The following is a 16,823-nucleotide window of genomic DNA, read 5'->3' as shown; positions in this document are numbered from 1 at the left end:
AGGAAGCGGTCTCGCCCATGAGTGCTCCGGCCCTGCCAGCATCGGTCGACGCGATGCTCGAATTGTTGTCCTCGCGCGGCTATCTGGCCGAGCGATCGCTGGCGACGGTGACCTATCTGTCGCTGCGCATGGGCCGGCCGCTGTTCCTCGAAGGCGAGGCCGGCGTCGGCAAGACCGAGATCGCCAAGGTCCTGTCGGCGGCGCTCGGCCGCAAGCTGATCCGGCTGCAGTGCTACGAGGGTCTCGACGTCGCCTCCGCCGTCTACGAATGGAATTCAGCGGCGCAGATGATCGCGATCCGGCTGGCGGAAGCGGGCGGCGAGGTCGACCGCGATCAATTGACGTCGGACATCTTCGCCGACCGCTACCTGATCAAGCGCCCGCTGCTGCAGGCGCTGGAGCCGGATGTCGCCGGCGCGCCGGTTCTGCTCATTGACGAGCTCGACCGCGCGGACGAGGCGTTCGAGGCCTATCTGCTCGAGATCCTCTCCGACTTCCAGGTCACGATCCCGGAGTTCGGTACCGTCAAGGCGCCGCATCCGCCGATCGTCATCATCACCTCGAACCGGACCCGTGAGATCCATGACGCGCTGAAGCGGCGCTGCCTGTATCATTGGGTCGATTATCCCTCCGCCGAGCGCGAGCTTGCCATCGTCAAAACCCGGCTGCCCGGCATCTCGCAGCGGCTGTCGCAGCAGATCGTGCGCTTCGTCCAGGCGCTGCGCGACCAGGACTTCTACAAGTCGCCGGGGGTCGCCGAGACGCTCGACTGGGCCACGGCGCTGACGGAGCTCGATGCGCGCTCGCTGAACGCCGAGGTCGTCGGCGACACGCTGGGCGCGCTGTTGAAATATCAGGACGACATCGCCCGCATGCAGGGCGATGCGTTGCAGAAGGCGATCAAGGACGCGACCAACGAGACGTAGTTCACGCCGGTGCCTAAAATAAAGGTCGTCATTCCGGGATGCGTGCGCAGCACGCAGGCCCGGAATCCATAACCACGATCGTGAGTATGGATTCCGGGCTCGCCCTCCGGGCGCCCCGGAATGACGAGCTCAATTTGAGGCGTGTGCGAAGCGGACGAGGGATCAGAACGTGCCCACAAGCATCAATCACCTCGCGCCGCCGACCGGCGGCATCGCCGACAACATCGCGGGCTTTGCGCGGGCGCTGCGGGCCGCCGGCCTGCCGGTCGGTCCGGGTGCCGTGATCGACGCGATGACCGCGCTCGAGGTCATCGACATCGGCAAGCGTGCGGACGTCTTCACCACGCTCGAATCGATCTTCGTCAAGCGCCACGAGCATGCGCTGATCTTCTCTCAGGCCTTCGACCTGTTCTTCCGCCCGGCCGAGGAGTGGAAGTCGATGCTCGATTCGGTGCCGCTGCCGGATCACGCCAAGAAGAAGCCGCCGCCGGCCTCGCGCCGGGTCCAGGAGGCGATGTCGCAGCCGCAGACCCATGAGGAGCCGAAGGCGCAGGAGCAGGACCTGCGGCTCGCGGTGTCCGACCGCGAGGTGCTGCAGAAGAAGGACTTTGCGCAGATGAGCGCGGCGGAGATCGCCGAGGTTGCGCGCGCCATCGCCAAGATGCGGCTCCCGCAGGCCGAGCTGAAGACCCGCCGCCACACCGCCGATCCGCGCGGCCGTCGCATCGACATGCGCAAGACGCTGCGTCAGGCGCTGCGCACCGAGGGCGAGATCATCAACTTTCATCGCTTGGGGCGGATCGAGAAGCCGGCGCCGATCGTGGCCTTGCTCGACATCTCCGGCTCGATGAGCGAGTACACCCGCCTGTTCCTGCATTTCCTCCACGCCATCACCGACGCGCGCAAGCGCGTCTCGGTGTTCCTGTTCGGCACGAGGCTGACCAACGTGACCCGGGCGCTGCGCCAGCGCGATCCCGACGAGGCGCTGGCGAGCTGCTCGGCCAATGTCGAGGACTGGGCCGGCGGGACCCGGATCGCCACCTCGCTGCAGACCTTCAACAAGCAGTGGGCGCGCCGCGTGCTCGGGCAGGGCGCGATCGTGCTGTTGATCTCCGACGGGCTGGAGCGCGAGGCCGACAGCAAGCTTGCCTTCGAGATGGACCGGCTGCACCGCTCCTGCCGGCGGCTGATCTGGCTCAATCCGCTGCTGCGCTATTCCGGCTTCGAGGCGAAGGCGCAGGGCATCAAAACCATGCTGCCCCACGTTGACGAATTCCGCCCGGTACATAACTTGACTTCGATCGAGACGCTGATCTCGGCGCTGTCGTCGCCGCTGCCGCCCCACCAGCGCAGCGCGATCCGGCCCGCCGCCTGAGAGGGAGATGACCATGCTCAACCGCGACGAAGACATCCTCAGGGCCGCCGAGGACTGGCACAAATCCGGTCACGGCGTGGCGCTCGCCACCGTGGTCGAGACCTGGGGCTCGGCGCCGCGCCCGGTCGGCTCCAACCTCGTGATCAACGATGAGGGCACCTTCCTGGGCTCGGTGTCCGGCGGCTGTGTCGAGGGCGCCGTCGTCACCGAGGCGCTGGACGTCATCTCCAGCGGCCAGCCCAAGATGCTGGAGTTCGGCGTCGCCGACGAGACGGCCTGGAATGTCGGCTTGTCCTGCGGCGGCACCATCCGCGTGTTCGTCGAGAAGGTGGGTTGATCCATGCAGCCTGCAACGCTGGCCGAACTGAACGCCGAGCGTGCCGCGCGCCGCCCGGCGATTCTCGTCACCGACGTCGGCTCCGGCGCGCAGCGCCTGGTCAGGGCCGCCGCCATCGCCAACGATCCGCTGCGCAACGAGCTGTCGACCCATCTGCGTATGGGCAAGAGCGGCATGGTCGAGGTGGACGGCAAGCGGCTGTTCCTGAACGTCTACGCGCCGACGGCCAAGCTCGTGATCGTCGGCGCCGTCCATATCAGCCAGGCGTTGGCGCCGATCGCCAAGTCGCTGGGCTATGACGTCACCGTCGTCGATCCGCGCACGGCTTTCGCCAGCCCCGAGCGCTTCCCTGACGTGCCGCTGATCGCCGAATGGCCCGACGTGGCGCTGCCCCCGCTCAACGTCGATCACTACACCGCCTTTGTCGCGCTGACGCATGATCCGAAGATCGACGATCCGGCGCTGCTGCACGCCTTCTCGCGCGACTGCTTCTATATCGGCGCGCTCGGCTCGCGGAAGACGCACGCCAAGCGCGGTGATCGGCTGCGCGCGCAGGGCGCCAGCGATGCCGACATTGCCCGCATCCATGCGCCGATCGGGCTCGCCATCGGCGCGGTGTCGCCGTCGGAGATCGCGGTCTCGATCATGGCCGAGATCACCGCCACGTTGCGGCTGCCGGCCAAGGAGAAAGAGCAGGCGGCATGAAGTTCGGTCCTGCCAGTCCAGCCGAGGCGATCGGCGGGGTGACGGTGCACACCCTGCGCAAAGGATCATTGGTGCTGAAGAAGGGCACGCTGATCGGTCCCGCGGAGGTCGAGGCGCTGGTCCGGGAAGGCGTCAAGGAGATCGTCGTCGTCCGGCTCGAGGCCGGCGACGTCTCCGAGGACGAGGCGGCCGCCGACGTCGCCAAGGTCGTCGCCGGCGCGGGCATTCACGTCGATCGCGCCTTCACCGGGCGCGCCAATCTGTTCGCGGCGCAGGCCGGCGTGCTGATGATCGACCGCGCCGCGGTCGAGCGCATCAACGGCGTCGACGAGGCCATCACCTTTGCGACCTTGCCGGCGTTCAAGCCGGTGGTCGAAGGCGAGATGGTCGGCACCGTCAAGCTGATCCCGTTCGGCGTCGAAGGCCGCCTGCGCGATGCCGCCGTCGCGGCGGCGGGCAGGGGCGCGCTCAGCATCGCCTCCTATGTGATCAAGCGCGTCGGCGTGGTCTCGACGCTTCTTCCGGGGCTCGCACCCAAGGTCATCGACAAGACGCTGCGCGTCACCGCAGAGCGGCTCGCTCCGGCCGGCGCCACCATCATCGCCGAGCGCCGCGTGCCGCATGAGCAGGCCGCGCTGGCTGCTGCGATCAGGGAGCTGCTGGCGCTGGGCGCCGAGCTCGTCATCGTGTTCGGCGCGTCCGCCATCGCCGACCGCCGCGACGTCATTCCAGCCGCAATCACCGGCATTGGCGGTGCCATCGAGCATTTCGGCATGCCGGTCGATCCCGGCAATCTGCTCTTGATCGGCAATGCCGGCGGTGTGCCGGTGCTCGGCGCGCCCGGCTGCGCCCGTTCGCCGGCGGAGAACGGTTTTGACTGGGTGCTGATGCGGCTGCTCGCCGGCATCAAGGTCAGCCGCGCCGAGCTCACGGCCATGGGTGTGGGTGGCCTCCTCATGGAGATCGTGACGCGGCCGCAGCCGCGCGCCACGCCGGAGGCCGAGGGCGAACGCAAGGTCGTCGCCGTCGTGCTCGCCGCCGGACGCTCGACCCGCATGGGGGGACCGAACAAGCTGCTGGCCGAGCTCGACGGCAAGAAGTTGGTACGCATCGTGACCGAGCAGGCGCTGGCCTCCAAGGCCGGTGAGGTCATCGTCGTCACCGGTCATCAGGCAGAGCTGGTCGAACAGGCGCTGTCCGACCTCAACGTCCGCTTCGTCCGCAACCCGGATTTCGCCGGCGGCCTCGCCAGCTCGGTGAAATCGGGCATTGCCGCGGTGCCTGAGGGCGTCGATGGCGCGGTGGTGTGCCTGGGTGACATGCCGATGGTGTCCTCGGATCTGCTCGACCGCCTGATCGGCGCGTTCGCGCCCGATCGCGGCAATTTGATCGTGGTGCCTGTGTCCGAGGGACGCCGCGGCAACCCCGTGCTGTGGTCGCGCCGCTTCTTCGCCGAGCTGATGACGCTGGACGGCGATGTCGGCGCGCGGCACCTGATCGCCAAGCACACCGAGGCTGTCGCCGAGGTGCCGGTCGACGGTGACAGTGCATTTCTCGACATCGACACGCCGCAGGCGCTGGAAGCCGCGCGGCGCGGTTGAAGCCCGTAGCCCGCATGAGCGTAAGCGACATGCGGGTTCACCGACGCCGTGCGTGAGAGCCCGCATTTCGACTACGCTCATGCGGGCTACGACTTCCCTCCGACTCAACCTCTCATTCACCAAGTTTCAACGACCCCCGGCTAGATTTGCCGACATTGGGCCTCGGGGGAGGAGAGAGTGATCATTTCGACCGCCGCGCGACGTTTCGCGCTGTTTGCATTTGGATTGACCGTGATCGTTGGTGCCGCGCGCATCGCAGACACCAGCGCCATCAGTCCGGCGCATGCGGCCGGCGCGTTCGCCATGGGCCAGTGCGCCGCCTATGGCCAGGCGTTCGACTATCCGGCGGAGCATCTCGCCAAGGCCGCGGCGCTCAAGCAGTGCAAGGGCGACTGCACCGCGGTGACGATGAAGAAGGCCTGCGCGGCGTTCGCGGTCGATCTCACCAATCCCTGCGGCGCCCACGGCTATGCTGTTCGGCCGACGATCTCGACCTCGCTCAACGAGGCGACCCGGGAATGCTACAAATATGGCGGCAAGGAATGCGTCATCCGCGCCTGGGTATGCGACGCCAAGGGTTGATTCAAGTCTGATGATCTCAGCGGCTCCGCTGCCGGGGTTCCGCGTCCGCTTTCATTTCGATGCTTCACCCTGAGAACGGCTCGGCTATTCTCGGGGTTCGATGACATCGAACCCTGGAAGTGGCATGCAATTCGACACCAAGATCGCGCTGATCATCCGCAACGATCTCAAGGCCTGGCAGAAGCTCAACGTCGCGGCGTTTCTTTCCAGCGGCATCGCCGCGGCATTTCCCGAATGCATCGGCGCACCTTATGAGGACGGCTCGGCAACCCTGTATCACGCGTTGATCGGGCAACCGATCCTGATCTACGGCGCGCCGGATCGTGCCGCGCTGGCGCGTGCTCTGGATCGGGCGCTGTCGCGCAGCGTGAAGCCGGCGCTCTACACCGATGACATGTTCAAGACCACGCATGACGAGGCCAACCGTGATGTCGTGAAGGCGGTGGCGCGCACCGATCTCAATCTGGTGGGATTGGCGTTTCGTGCGGAGCGCAAGGTGGTCGACAAGGTCGTCGACGGACTCAAATTTCACGCCTGACAGCCATGGGCACATTGCGCTGTCATCAAACTGTTACTTCATGCAGCGGCGCGGCTTGATGCCGATCAAGCCCGGAATACGCCGACGTCGTTAGTTTGCGCCGCGACATGAGGAGCAGACAGATGCAGACCATGAAAGCCGCCGTCGTCAAAGCCTTCGGCAAGCCGCTCGACATCGAGGACGTTCCGATTCCTGTGCCGGGACCCGGCGAGCTTCTGGTCAGGGTGAAGGCGTGCGGCGTCTGCCACACCGACCTTCACGCCGCCTCCGGCGATTGGCCGGTGAAGCCGGTGCCGCCATTCATCCCAGGACACGAGGCGGCCGGGATCGTCGCGGCGCTCGGGCCCGGGGGCACCGACTTCAAGGTCGGCGACGCCGTGGGCGTGGCGTGGCTGCACGATGCCTGCCTGCGCTGCGAGTATTGCGAGACCGGCTGGGAGACCTTGTGCGAGCACCAGCACAACACCGGCTACAGCGTGAATGGCGGCTTTGCCGAATACGTGATCGCATCCGCGGCGTTCGCTGCGCGTCTGCCGGCCAATGTGGATTTCGCCAGGATCGCCCCGATCCTCTGCGCCGGCGTCACCACCTACAAGGGTTTGAAGGAGACCGACGCGCGGCCGGGCGAGTGGGTGGTGGTCTCCGGCGTCGGCGGCCTCGGTCATGTTGCAATCCAGTATGCGAAGGCGATGGGGCTGAAGGCGATCGGTCTCGACATCGCCGAGGACAAGCTGAAACTCGCGCTGGAGGCCGGCGCCGAACATGCCGTCAACGCGCTCGACAAGGATGCCGTGGCGCAGGTGATCGCAATCACCGGCGGCGGCGCGCATGGCGTGCTGGTCACTGCGGTGTCGACGCCGGCTTTTGCCCAGGCGCTGCACATGGTCCGCCGCAAGGGGACGGTCAGCCTCGTCGGCTTGCCGCCGGGCGAATTCCCGACACCGATCTTCGATGTCGTGCTGAAGCGCATCACCGTGCGCGGCTCGATCGTCGGCACCAGGCGTGATCTCGACGAAGCCATCGCGTTCGCCGCGGACGGCAAGGTGACGGCCGAGGTGACCACAGCGCCATTGTCGGAGATCAACACCGTCTTCGACCGCATGAAGGCCGGCAAGATCGACGGTCGCGTGGTGCTCGACTTCGGCTGATCGCAAGACCGATCGACGCGCCGCCGTGCCGTACATTGGGGCGGCGGTTTGATCTGGATCAGGAATGGGGACGCGCGGCGCTGGCACAAATTGCTCATGGCAGCCGTCACCAAGATCGTCTTCCTCGGCGCGAGCAGCGCGTCCTTCGGACTCAGCGTGTTCCGGGACCTGTTCTCGACGCATGATCTCGCGGGTTCGACGCTCGTGCTGGTCGGCCGCGACCCGATCCGGCTTGCCCGGTCGGAAGCACTGGCCCGGCTGCTCAACGACCTCTCCGGCGCCGGCCTTAAGATCGAGGCGACCACGGATTGGCGCGCGGCGCTCGACGGCGCCGGCTTCGTGATCCATGCCACCGCGATCGACCGCAACCGCTTGTGGAAGCTCGATTTCGAGGTGCCGCGCAAATACGGCATCCGGCACACGCTGGGCGAGAATGGCGGGCCGGGCGCATTGTTCTTCACGCTCCGCACCTTGCCGGTCGTATTCGACTTCGTGCGCGAGATGGAGCGGCGCTGTCCGGACGCGCTGTTCATCAACTTCTCCAATCCTGAGAGCCGCATCATCCTCGCGCTGGGGCTTCACAGCCGCCTCGCGCATATCGGCCTGTGCCACGGCATCTTCATCGCGCGCAGCCAGGTGGCTTCCATTCTGGAACTGGCCGAGGAGCGCGTGGACGTGTGGGGCGCCGGGCTCAACCATTTCCAATGTCTCATGCAGATCCGGGATCGCGACACCGGGGCCGATCTCTATCCACTGCTCCGCGAAAAGGCTGGGAGCCACGACCCCAAGGTCGCGCCGCTGACGCGGGCGCTGTTGCGCGACTTCGGCTTCTGGCTGGGCTGCGGCGACAGCCATGTCGGCGAATATCTCGCCTATGGCTGGGAAGCGGGCGAGAGCGGGTACGACTTCGCCTGGGACGAGGCGGAACGGGCCAAGCTGATCCGGCAGATCGACGAGGTCCTGGCAGGCAAATCCGGCATGCCGGACTGGTGGCGAATGCCGTCCGGAGAGCGCGCGGTCACCGTGATCGGCTCGGTGCTGCACGATCGGAAGCAGGTCATCGAGTCCGGCGTCGTTCTGAACCGTCACGTCATTCCCAACCTGGCTGCCGAGGCCGCGGTCGAAGTGCCCGTTGTCGCCGATCGCGTCGGTATCCATCCGGTGTCGCTGGGCCCGCTTCCAGATGCCGTCGCCAAGCTGATGTCGGTCCAGGTTCAGGTTCAGCAACTGGCGGTGCAGGCGGCCATGACCGCCTCCAAGGATCTCGCGCTGCAGGCGCTGCTCATCGATCCCGTCGTCAACTCGGCGGCCGCCGCGCGCCAGATCGTGGACGAGCTCTGGGAGGTCAATCGGCCTTACATCAGGTCCTGTGCGTGATCGCGCCGACTTCGTCTGACGAGGGGGCCGCGCGCGGTCGGGTAGGGCTCCTGACCCGCGCCGATAGATCTGCGAGGCCTCTTTACAATGACTGACTAGTCAGTCATAATTGTTCCATGTCGAAGCCGTCGAAATTGTCCGAGCGCAGAGTTCAGGCCGCCAAGCCAGCGGGAGCTGGCGCGTCGCGCCGGGCGGATCGCTCCGCCGAGCGCCGCGCGGCGATCGTGCAGGCGGCGATGGACGAGTTCATCGCCCGAGGCTTCGCGGCGACCCGGCTGGACGACGTCGCCAAGCGGGCCGGGGTCGCCAAGGGGACGATCTATCTGCACTTCAAGGACAAGGAATCGATGTTCGAGGAATTGATCCGGACCGCGATCGTGCCCTTCGTCGGCCGTCTTGCCGCACCGCCGCCTGCCGGCGGCTCGGTGCGCGACATGGTCGAGGCGTTGGCGCGCATGTTCCTGCAGGAGGTCGCCGGCACCCGGCGGGCCGATCTCGTCCGGCTCATCATCGCGGAAGGGCCGCGCTTTCCGGCCATTGCCGATTTCTATTATCGCGAGGTCGTCTCCCGCGGTCTCGCGGCCATGCGCGCGCTGATCCAGTTGGCGATCACGCGCGGCGAGATCCGCGAGCCCAAGCTGGTGCAACACCCGCAATTGATGATCGCGCCAATGATGGTCGCGGTGCTGTGGAAGAGCCTGTTCGAGCGACATGCGCCGCTCGACGCCGAAGCGATGCTGCAGACCCATCTCGATCTGATCTTTGGCACGAGGAGGCCGACATGAGCCTGCTGCATTGCCTCGCCGTGCTGGTCACGGCCTTCACGTTCAACGCCTGCAAGGAGACGCGCGATCCCGGCTATCAAGGCTGGGTCGAGGCCGACATGATCTTCGTCAGCCCGGACGAAGCGGGTCGGATCACGAAGCTGAACGTGCATGAGGGCGACGTGGTCAAGGTCGGCGATCCGCTCTATTCGGTCGACGACGATCTGCAGCAGGCCGATCTCAACCAGACCAAGGCGACGCTGGCCAACGCGCAGCAGACCTATGACCGCGCCGCGGCCCTGAGCAAGACGGGCGCGGGGACACAGGCGACGCTCGACTCCGCCGTTTCGGCGCTGCGCGTCGCCGAGGCCCATCTCGTGACCTCGCAGACGCGGCTGGCACGGCGCAAGGGCGTGGCACCGGTCGCGGGCACTATCCAGCAGATCTACTTCCGCGAGGGCGAGATGGTCGCGGCGCAACGGCCAGTGCTGTCGATCATGCCGCCGGGCAACATGAAGCTGCGCTTCTACGTGCCCGAGCCTGATCTGCCGAAGCTCGCGATCGGTGACGAGGTCCGCGTCACCTGCGACAACTGTGCTGATGATCTGACGGCCAGAATCTATTTCCTCGCGACCTCGGCGGAATACACGCCGCCGGTGATCTACAGCCTCGATGAGCGCAACAAGCTCGTCTATCTGATCCAGGCGCGGCCGTCGCGGCCGGATGCGCTGCGCGTCGGCCAGCCGGTGAGCATCTATCCGCATTCCAGGACGCCTGATCCGAAGACCCCGGTGGCGGACAAGCAATGAACGGAACGGGTCCCGCCGAGATCGCGATCGACGTCCAGGGATTGACCAAGTCCTTCGACGGCCGCGAGGTCGTGCATGATCTGTCGATGCAGGTGAAGCGCGGCTCGATCTACGGCTTTCTCGGCCCGAACGGCTCGGGCAAGACCACGACCATCCGGATGCTGTGCGGCCTGCTGACACCCGACGGCGGCGAGGGCACCTGCCTCGGTTTCGACATCCGTCGCGACGCCGACAAGATCAAGCGCCGGGTGGGCTACATGACGCAGCGCTTCAGCCTCTATCAGGACCTCTCGGTGCGGGAGAACCTCGAATTCGTGGCGCGCCTCTATGGCATGTCCGATCCGCGCCGGGCCGCGCGCGACATGGTGCAGCGGCTCGGGCTTGCCGGCCGCGAGCGGCAGCTCGCCGGCGAGTTGTCGGGCGGCTGGAAGCAGCGGCTGGCGCTCGGGGCCTGCACCCTGCCGAATCCGCAACTGCTGCTGCTCGACGAGCCCACCGCCGGCGTCGATCCCAAGGCGCGGCGCGACTTCTGGAACGAGATCCATGCGCTCGCCGGCGAAGGGCTGACCGTGCTGGTCTCGACCCACTACATGGACGAGGCCGAGCGCTGTCACGAGATCGCCTATATCGCCTATGGTCATCTGCTGGTGCACGGCACCGTCTCGGAGGTGATCGCGCAATCGGCGCTCACCACGTATACGGTGAGCGGCGACGATCTGCGCGAGCTCGCGGCGGACCTCACCGGCAAGCCGGGGGTCGACATGGTGGCGCCGTTCGGCACCAGCCTGCACGTGTCCGGCCGCGACCGCGACGCGCTGGACGCTGCGATCGCGCCCTGGCGCGACAAGGCTGATCTGCACTGGCAGCCCGCCGCGCCCTCGCTCGAGGACGTCTTCATCGACCTGATGAACCGTTCACGGGACAATTTCCAATGAGCGACGCAGCCGTCCATCACGCGTCTTCCGAGCCGCGCTTCGGCTTCTGGCGGCGCACCTACGCGATGCTGGTCAAGGAGTTCATCCAGCTCAAGCGCGACCGGGTCTCGTTTGCGATGATCGTGATGATCCCGGTGATGCAACTGATGCTGTTCGGCTACGCGATCAACACCACGCCGCATCATCTGCCGGCGGCGGTGCTGCTGCAGGAGGACAGCGATCTCGGCCGCTCGATCCTGAAGGCGATGGAGAACACCGCGTATTTCCGCTTCACCCAGGAGGTCAGCAGCGTCGCCGAGTTCGACGATCTCCTGCTGTCCGGCAAGGTCCTGTTCGGCGTCGAGATCCCGCGCGGCTTCGAGCGCGCGGTCCGCCGCGGCGACCGGCCGGCCCTGCTCGTTGCGGCCGACGCGACCGATCCGGTCGCGGCGTCATCGGCGCTGTCCTCGCTCGGCATGATCGTGCAGACCGCGCTGGCGCACGATCTGTACACCGGCAATCCCGTCACGACGCCGTTCGAGATCCGGGCCCACGCGCGCTACAACCCGGCGGCCTCGTCGCGGCTCAACATCGTGCCGGGCCTCGTCGGCACCATCCTGACCATGACCATGCTGATCTTCACCGCGCTCTCGGTGACGCGCGAGATCGAGCGCGGCACGATGGAGAGCCTGCTGTCGATGCCGATCAAGCCGGTCGAGGTCATGCTCGGCAAGATCATCCCCTATGTGATGGTCGGCTTCCTGCAGGCGACGATCATCATCGGCATCGGCGTCCTGCTGTTCGGCGTTCCGATCATGGGCAACCTGCTGCTGTTGGCGCTGCTGTCGACTCTGTTCATCGCGACCAACCTCTCGATCGGCTACACCTTCTCGACCCTGGCGCAGAACCAGCTGCAGGCAATGCAGCTCTCGATGATGTTCTTCCTGCCGAGCATCCTGTTGTCCGGATTCATGTTTCCCTTTCTTGGCATGCCGCAATGGGCGCAAGTGCTCGGTGAATGCCTGCCGCTGACGCACTATCTGCGCATCGTCCGCGCCATCATGCTGAAGGGCTCGACGCTCCAGAACCTGCAGCATGATACGATCGCCCTGTTCGGCCTCATGCTGTTCGCCATGACGGTCGCCGTCCTACGCTTCCGCCGCACCCTCGATTGAGGCACAATGGCGGCCGGGAGCAGGAACGGCTGAGGCAAGATGCAGATCGTGGGAGGAGCAGGACAGGCGAACGAAGCGCCGGCCGAGTTCGACCAGGCGCTGATGCGCCAGACGTTGAACACCGAGCTGCTGCGGGTGAGGGCGCTGATCGCCACTGCGGCTCTGTTTCTCGTGATATCGGTGCTGGTCGAAATCTTCGAGCCCAGGATCTCGGAGTGGATCTGGCCGAGCCGGATCGGGGTCCTCTACGTCTACGCGATCATCGTCGCATTCATCAGCTTCGAGACTCTCATCCTGTTCAGGATCAAGGCGGACATCCGCCACGGCCGGGACGTGCCGGTGATCTGGCGCTATGTCAGCGCCCTGGTCGAGACCTCGCTGCCAACGTTCGTCCTCATCCTGCAGATCGAGGGCATCGGCCACGACAAGGCGCTGGGCTTCGGCGCGCCGCTGGTCTATTTCATCTTCATCGTTCTCTCGACGCTTCGTCTCGATTTCTGGCTGTCGAGCTTCACCGGTCTGGTTGCCGCGGTGGAGCTGCTGGTGGTGGCGCTGTTCGACCGGCCTTCGATCGATCTCAGCCAGAATCCGGAGGTCTACTATCACGGTGAGCGCAGCTTCATCATCCTGTTGTGCGGGATGCTCGCCGGTGCCGTCAGCGTGCAGCTGCGACGCCAGTTCGCGGCGAGCATCGAGGCCGCGTCGGCGCGCGACCGCGTCACGGATTTGTTTGGCCAGCACGTCTCGCCCCAGGTCGTCGAGCGCCTGATGAAGGAGGGGACGGCAGAGGCGCGCGACATCCACGAGGTCGCGGTGATGTTCGTCGACTTCCGCGGCTTCACCGCGGCGGCTCGGTCGAAGACGCCGCAGCAGGTTGTCGATCGTCTCGACGGAGCGTTCGCGGTGCTGGTGGAGATCCTCGAGCGTCATGGCGGCATCGTCAACAAATTCCTCGGCGATGGTTTTCTGGCGCTGTTCGGCGCGCCGTTCGAGGCGCGCGATGCCGCCGTGCAGGCGGTCATGGCTGCGCGCGAGATGGTGGCAGCGATGGAGCGGGTCAACGCATCGTCGTCCTGGCAGCTCAGGATCGGGATCGGCATACATCTGGGCGAGGTGGTCGCCGGCAGCATCGGCTCGCCGCGGCGCAAAGAGTATACCGTCATCGGTGACACCGTGAATTTCGCCTCGCGGCTCGAGGCGCTGAACAAGGAGTTCGATTCGCAGCTCCTGATCTCGAGCGAGGTGCGGCGGGCGGCCGGCGACGGGGCGCGCGACGCCGTCTTCCACGGCGCGGTGTCGGTGCGCGGCTACGACCGGCCGTTCGAGATCTGGCAATTGCACTGACGCAGGCGATACGGCGCGCGATGTCGGAGATTTACATTGGCTGGCCTCCGCGTTTAACTGCCCCCAACGAGAAGCATCATCAGGGGGAATGCATGATCCGAACCGGGGCGTCGTTTTTGGCCGCAGCAGGGATCTTGTGCGTAACCGGGATGGAGGCGGTGCGGGCTGAGGATGTTGCCTGCAGCAAGGTGACGGCCGAGGCGTTGAAGGTCCCCGGGCTGACCTTGACGGGATCGAAGCTGCAGGAGGCCGCCGACGGGCTGCCGCGGCATTGCATTCTCTCCGGCAAGGTCAATGAGCGCACCGGCGTCGATGGCCATGCCTATGCGATCCAGTTCGAGATCAGGCTGCCGGAGACCTGGAACGGCCGCTTCCTGCATCAGGTCAATGGCGGTAATGACGGCCTGGTGGTGCCGGCGCTCGGCGACAAGGCCGACGGTCTCGTCGGTGGCGGTGTGACGCCGCTCGCCCGCGGCTTTGCCGTGCTGTCGTCGGACAGCGGCCACTCCGGCAGCGATCCCGCCAACAAGCCGCGCGGGCTTGCGTCCGGCTCAGCCTTCGGGCTCGATCCGCAGGCGCGCCGCGACTATGGCTATTCGGCCGACATCACGCTGGCGCCGATCGCGAAGGCGATCATCTCGGCGCATTACGGCAGGAAGCCGGACTATTCCTACATCGCCGGCTGTTCCAATGGCGGCCGCCACACCATGGTGGCTGCCGAGCGCATGCCCGAGCAGTATGACGGCTTCCTGGTCGGCAATCCCGGCTTCAACCTGCCGCGCGCTGCCGTGCAGCACGCCTGGGACGTGCAGGCGCTGACCAAGGCCGACGTCGACATCCGCAAGTCGATCACGCGGGAGGATGCCAAGCTGATCGCTTCCAAGATCACGGAGGTCTGCGACGGGCTCGACGGCGCCAAGGACGGCCTCACGGCCAACCTGAAAGCCTGCCAGAAGGCGTTCGATTTCGACAGCCTGCGCTGCGCCGCTGGGGCAACCGAAGCCTGTCTGCCGGCCGCCAAGGTCGATGCCTTGAAGAAAGTCTTCGCGGGCCCGCACAATTCCAAGGGCGAGCCGCTGTATTCCGACTGGCCGGTGGATGGTGGCGTCGGCACCGGCAACTGGCGTGCCTGGAAGGTCGAAAGCCCGGTGGCGCCGTGGAACAACCTTCCGATCATTGCCACCATGGGCGGCGCCTCGCTCAACTACATCTTCTCGACGCCGCCGGTCGAGATCGAAGGCTCGCCCGACAAGCTCGTCGAGAAGCTGCAGACCTACGACTTCGACAAGGACGCGCCGAAGATCTACGCCAAGGAAGGCCCCTTCACGGAGTCGGCGATGGACTTCATGGCCCCGCCCGCGGTCGATAACCCAACCTTGCCGGCGTTCCAGAACGGTGCCCGCAAGATGCTGATCTACCACGGCCAGGCTGATCCGGTGTTCTCAATCAACGACACGATCCGCTGGTATGAGAAGCTCAACGCCAACGTCCAGGGCAAGGCCGACGGTTTCGCGCGGCTGTTTGCGCTGCCCGGCGAGACCCATTGCGGCGGCGGCGTCACGCTGGAGAAGTTCGATGCGCTGGGCGCGCTGATGGACTGGGTCGAGAAGGGCAAGGCGCCGGAGGCGATCACGGCCTCGGTCAATGCGGCCAACAAGGAGCTCCCATCGACATGGAGCCCGCAGCGGACGCGGCCGCTGTGCCCGTGGCCGAAATTCGCCAAATATGTCGGCGGCGACGTCGAGCAGGCGTCATCCTTCACCTGCGCGGCGGAGTGAAACGTCAGACCTGCGGCGCGATCAGATTCTCGACTCGGACATGGTCGCGCTCCTCGATGATCTCGGCGATCCATTGCCGGTGGCAATGAGCGTGGTCGCGCTCGTAGCAGAGCAGGCAGACGGGACCGGCGCTCTTCACGAGCGAGGCCAGCTCGTCCATCTGCTCCTTCGCCTGCGGCGTCTTCAGATGCGCGCTGTAGATCTTGTGCAGCGTGTCGTAGTGGCCGCTGCGGGCCGCCTCGCGGCCTTCCTTCGGCGTGCCGAGCCCGCGCAGGTGCACATAGCCGATGCCGCGCTCGTCGAGCCCTGCGGCGAGCTGGCTCTTGGAGAAGCCCGGCCGGCGCGAGGCCGCCACCGCGCGGACGTCGACCAGCAGCTTGACGCCGGCCGATTGCAGCTCGTCGAGGACGGCTTTGGCCGGCGTGTGCTCGTAGCCGATGGTGAACAGGGTCTTGCTCTTGGCCATCATGCGCCTCCTGCGTCAGCTCACGCGCTCGATGAGCTCCATCGCGCCGGCTGGCGCGCGCACCTTGCCCTCGTGGATGACATAGGCGAACACATCGCGCGGCATCTTCTTCGCCGGCTTGTCGTCAACCCGTGGCAGATCGTTCGGTTCGCCGCCGCCAGCCCACAGTTGCAATCGCTTCGCCCAGGCGTCGAGCTGCTTCGGCGGATAGCAGGTCGCAAGCTCGTCATTGCCCTTCTGCAGCCGGGCATAGACGAAATCACCCACGACATCGGCGATCGCCGGATATTTGCCGTGCTCGGCGAACACGACCGGCGTTGCAAACTCGCGCAGCAGCGCGACGAAGCTGGGGACGCAGAAACTGTCATGGCGGACCTCGACGACGTGACGCAGCTTGCGGCCGTCGAGCTCGCGCGGCAACAGCTCGAGGAACTTGCCGAAATCGGCCTCGTCGAACTTCTTGGTCGGCGCGAACTGCCACAGCACCGGCCCGAGCCGGTCGCCGAGCTCGAGCACGCCGGTGTCGTAAAAGCGCTTCACGGAATCACCGGCCTCGGCGAGCACGCGGCGGTTGGTCGCGAAGCGTGGCCCCTTCAGCGAGAAGATGAAACCGTCCGGCACCTCGCGCGCCCATTTGCGGAAGCTCTCCGGCTTCTGCGAGCCATAATAGGTGCCGTTGATCTCGATCGAGGTCAGCTTCGAGGCGGCGTATTCGAGTTCCTTCGATTGCGGCAGCTTGTCCGGATAGAACACACCGCGCCACGGCGCGAAGGTCCAGCCGCCGATGCCGATGTAGATGTGGCTCTTGGATTGCGAGGCGCGTGCGGGGGCTTTGCTCACGGACCAATTCCGATGCTGATTGCCGAGGGTGTTGCGGTAGGGGAGACGATAGTCAACCGGGCCGGTTCTGACCAGTTCGGCGCGGTCGCGCCGTCGCTCTTCCCGTGCTCCGGAGCCTCGTGTATCCAGGGCCGGGGCCGGGAA

The 16,823-nt window shown here is 66.2% G+C and carries 17 protein-coding genes; 15 read left to right on the top strand and 2 right to left on the bottom strand.

Features of this window, described 5'->3' with window-relative positions:
- Positions 1-17: 17 nt before the first annotated feature.
- The 15 genes from QX094_RS31450 to QX094_RS31380 all read left to right on the top strand — a co-directional run bounded on the left by QX094_RS31450 (position 18) and on the right by QX094_RS31380 (position 15,373).
- On the top strand, positions 18-926 hold the full coding sequence (locus tag QX094_RS31450) for a MoxR family ATPase (RefSeq protein ID WP_315714763.1): 909 nt from the start codon (positions 18-20) through the stop codon (positions 924-926).
- A 169-nt stretch (positions 927-1,095) separates the two neighbouring features.
- Positions 1,096-2,301, top strand: a complete 1,206-nt coding sequence (locus QX094_RS31445; protein WP_315749367.1) for a VWA domain-containing protein — start codon at positions 1,096-1,098, stop codon at positions 2,299-2,301.
- Positions 2,302-2,314: 13 nt separating this feature from the next.
- The gene (locus QX094_RS31440; protein ID WP_315750017.1) at positions 2,315-2,638 is read left to right on the top strand and encodes an XdhC family protein; all 324 of its coding nucleotides are present in this window, start codon (positions 2,315-2,317) and stop codon (positions 2,636-2,638) included.
- A gap of 3 nt (positions 2,639-2,641) precedes the next feature.
- Complete coding sequence (locus QX094_RS31435) at positions 2,642-3,343, top strand: XdhC family protein (RefSeq protein WP_315714761.1); 702 nt, start codon at positions 2,642-2,644, stop codon at positions 3,341-3,343.
- Positions 3,340-4,944 (top strand): molybdopterin-binding/glycosyltransferase family 2 protein, encoded by a 1,605-nt coding sequence (locus QX094_RS31430; RefSeq protein ID WP_316185284.1) that lies wholly within the window; start codon positions 3,340-3,342, stop codon positions 4,942-4,944. Before QX094_RS31435 ends, QX094_RS31430 begins: the two co-directional genes overlap by 4 nt.
- A gap of 177 nt (positions 4,945-5,121) precedes the next feature.
- Positions 5,122-5,526 (top strand): DUF4189 domain-containing protein, encoded by a 405-nt coding sequence (locus QX094_RS31425; RefSeq protein WP_316188436.1) that lies wholly within the window; start codon positions 5,122-5,124, stop codon positions 5,524-5,526.
- Between the two features lie 124 nt (positions 5,527-5,650).
- On the top strand, positions 5,651-6,064 hold the full coding sequence (locus QX094_RS31420; RefSeq protein WP_316188435.1) for a DUF2000 family protein: 414 nt from the start codon (positions 5,651-5,653) through the stop codon (positions 6,062-6,064).
- Between the two features lie 122 nt (positions 6,065-6,186).
- Positions 6,187-7,212: an alcohol dehydrogenase AdhP gene (gene adhP, locus QX094_RS31415; RefSeq protein ID WP_316188434.1), complete on the top strand. Its 1,026-nt coding sequence runs from the start codon at positions 6,187-6,189 to the stop codon at positions 7,210-7,212.
- A 96-nt stretch (positions 7,213-7,308) separates the two neighbouring features.
- A complete protein-coding gene (locus QX094_RS31410; protein WP_315714756.1) occupies positions 7,309-8,589 on the top strand; it encodes an alpha-glucosidase/alpha-galactosidase in 1,281 nt (426 codons plus the stop codon).
- Between the two features lie 116 nt (positions 8,590-8,705).
- Entirely contained in the window at positions 8,706-9,374 is a 669-nt protein-coding gene (locus tag QX094_RS31405) for a TetR/AcrR family transcriptional regulator (RefSeq protein ID WP_315714755.1), read from the top strand.
- Positions 9,371-10,162 carry an efflux RND transporter periplasmic adaptor subunit gene (locus tag QX094_RS31400; protein ID WP_315714754.1) on the top strand — a complete coding sequence of 264 codons (792 nt, stop codon included), beginning with the start codon at positions 9,371-9,373 and terminating at the stop codon, positions 10,160-10,162. Before QX094_RS31405 ends, QX094_RS31400 begins: the two co-directional genes overlap by 4 nt.
- Positions 10,159-11,097 carry an ABC transporter ATP-binding protein gene (locus QX094_RS31395; RefSeq protein WP_315749378.1) on the top strand — a complete coding sequence of 313 codons (939 nt, stop codon included), beginning with the start codon at positions 10,159-10,161 and terminating at the stop codon, positions 11,095-11,097. Before QX094_RS31400 ends, QX094_RS31395 begins: the two co-directional genes overlap by 4 nt.
- Positions 11,094-12,251, top strand: a complete 1,158-nt coding sequence (locus tag QX094_RS31390) for an ABC transporter permease (RefSeq protein ID WP_316175543.1) — start codon at positions 11,094-11,096, stop codon at positions 12,249-12,251. The genes QX094_RS31395 and QX094_RS31390 overlap by 4 nt, the downstream gene beginning before the upstream one ends.
- Positions 12,252-12,290: 39 nt before the next feature.
- Entirely contained in the window at positions 12,291-13,595 is a 1,305-nt protein-coding gene (locus tag QX094_RS31385; protein ID WP_316188433.1) for an adenylate/guanylate cyclase domain-containing protein, read from the top strand.
- Positions 13,596-13,687: 92 nt separating this feature from the next.
- Positions 13,688-15,373: a tannase/feruloyl esterase family alpha/beta hydrolase gene (locus tag QX094_RS31380; RefSeq protein ID WP_316175547.1), complete on the top strand. Its 1,686-nt coding sequence runs from the start codon at positions 13,688-13,690 to the stop codon at positions 15,371-15,373.
- 4 nt (positions 15,374-15,377) lie between these two features.
- Here the strand turns inward: QX094_RS31380 and QX094_RS31375 are convergent, their stop codons facing one another.
- Both QX094_RS31375 and QX094_RS31370 read right to left on the bottom strand, forming a co-directional pair.
- Positions 15,378-15,839, bottom strand: a complete 462-nt coding sequence (locus QX094_RS31375; RefSeq protein WP_316175549.1) for a DUF488 domain-containing protein — start codon at positions 15,837-15,839, stop codon at positions 15,378-15,380.
- A gap of 15 nt (positions 15,840-15,854) precedes the next feature.
- Positions 15,855-16,679, bottom strand: coding sequence for a DUF72 domain-containing protein (locus QX094_RS31370; RefSeq protein WP_316175550.1), 825 nt, complete (start codon positions 16,677-16,679; stop codon positions 15,855-15,857).
- Between the last annotated feature and the right edge of the window lie 144 nt (positions 16,680-16,823).

This window comes from Bradyrhizobium sp. SZCCHNS1050, from assembly GCF_032484785.1.
Lineage (GTDB): Bacteria > Pseudomonadota > Alphaproteobacteria > Rhizobiales > Xanthobacteraceae > Bradyrhizobium.
This window is presented reverse-complemented; position numbering and strand designations above follow the sequence as displayed.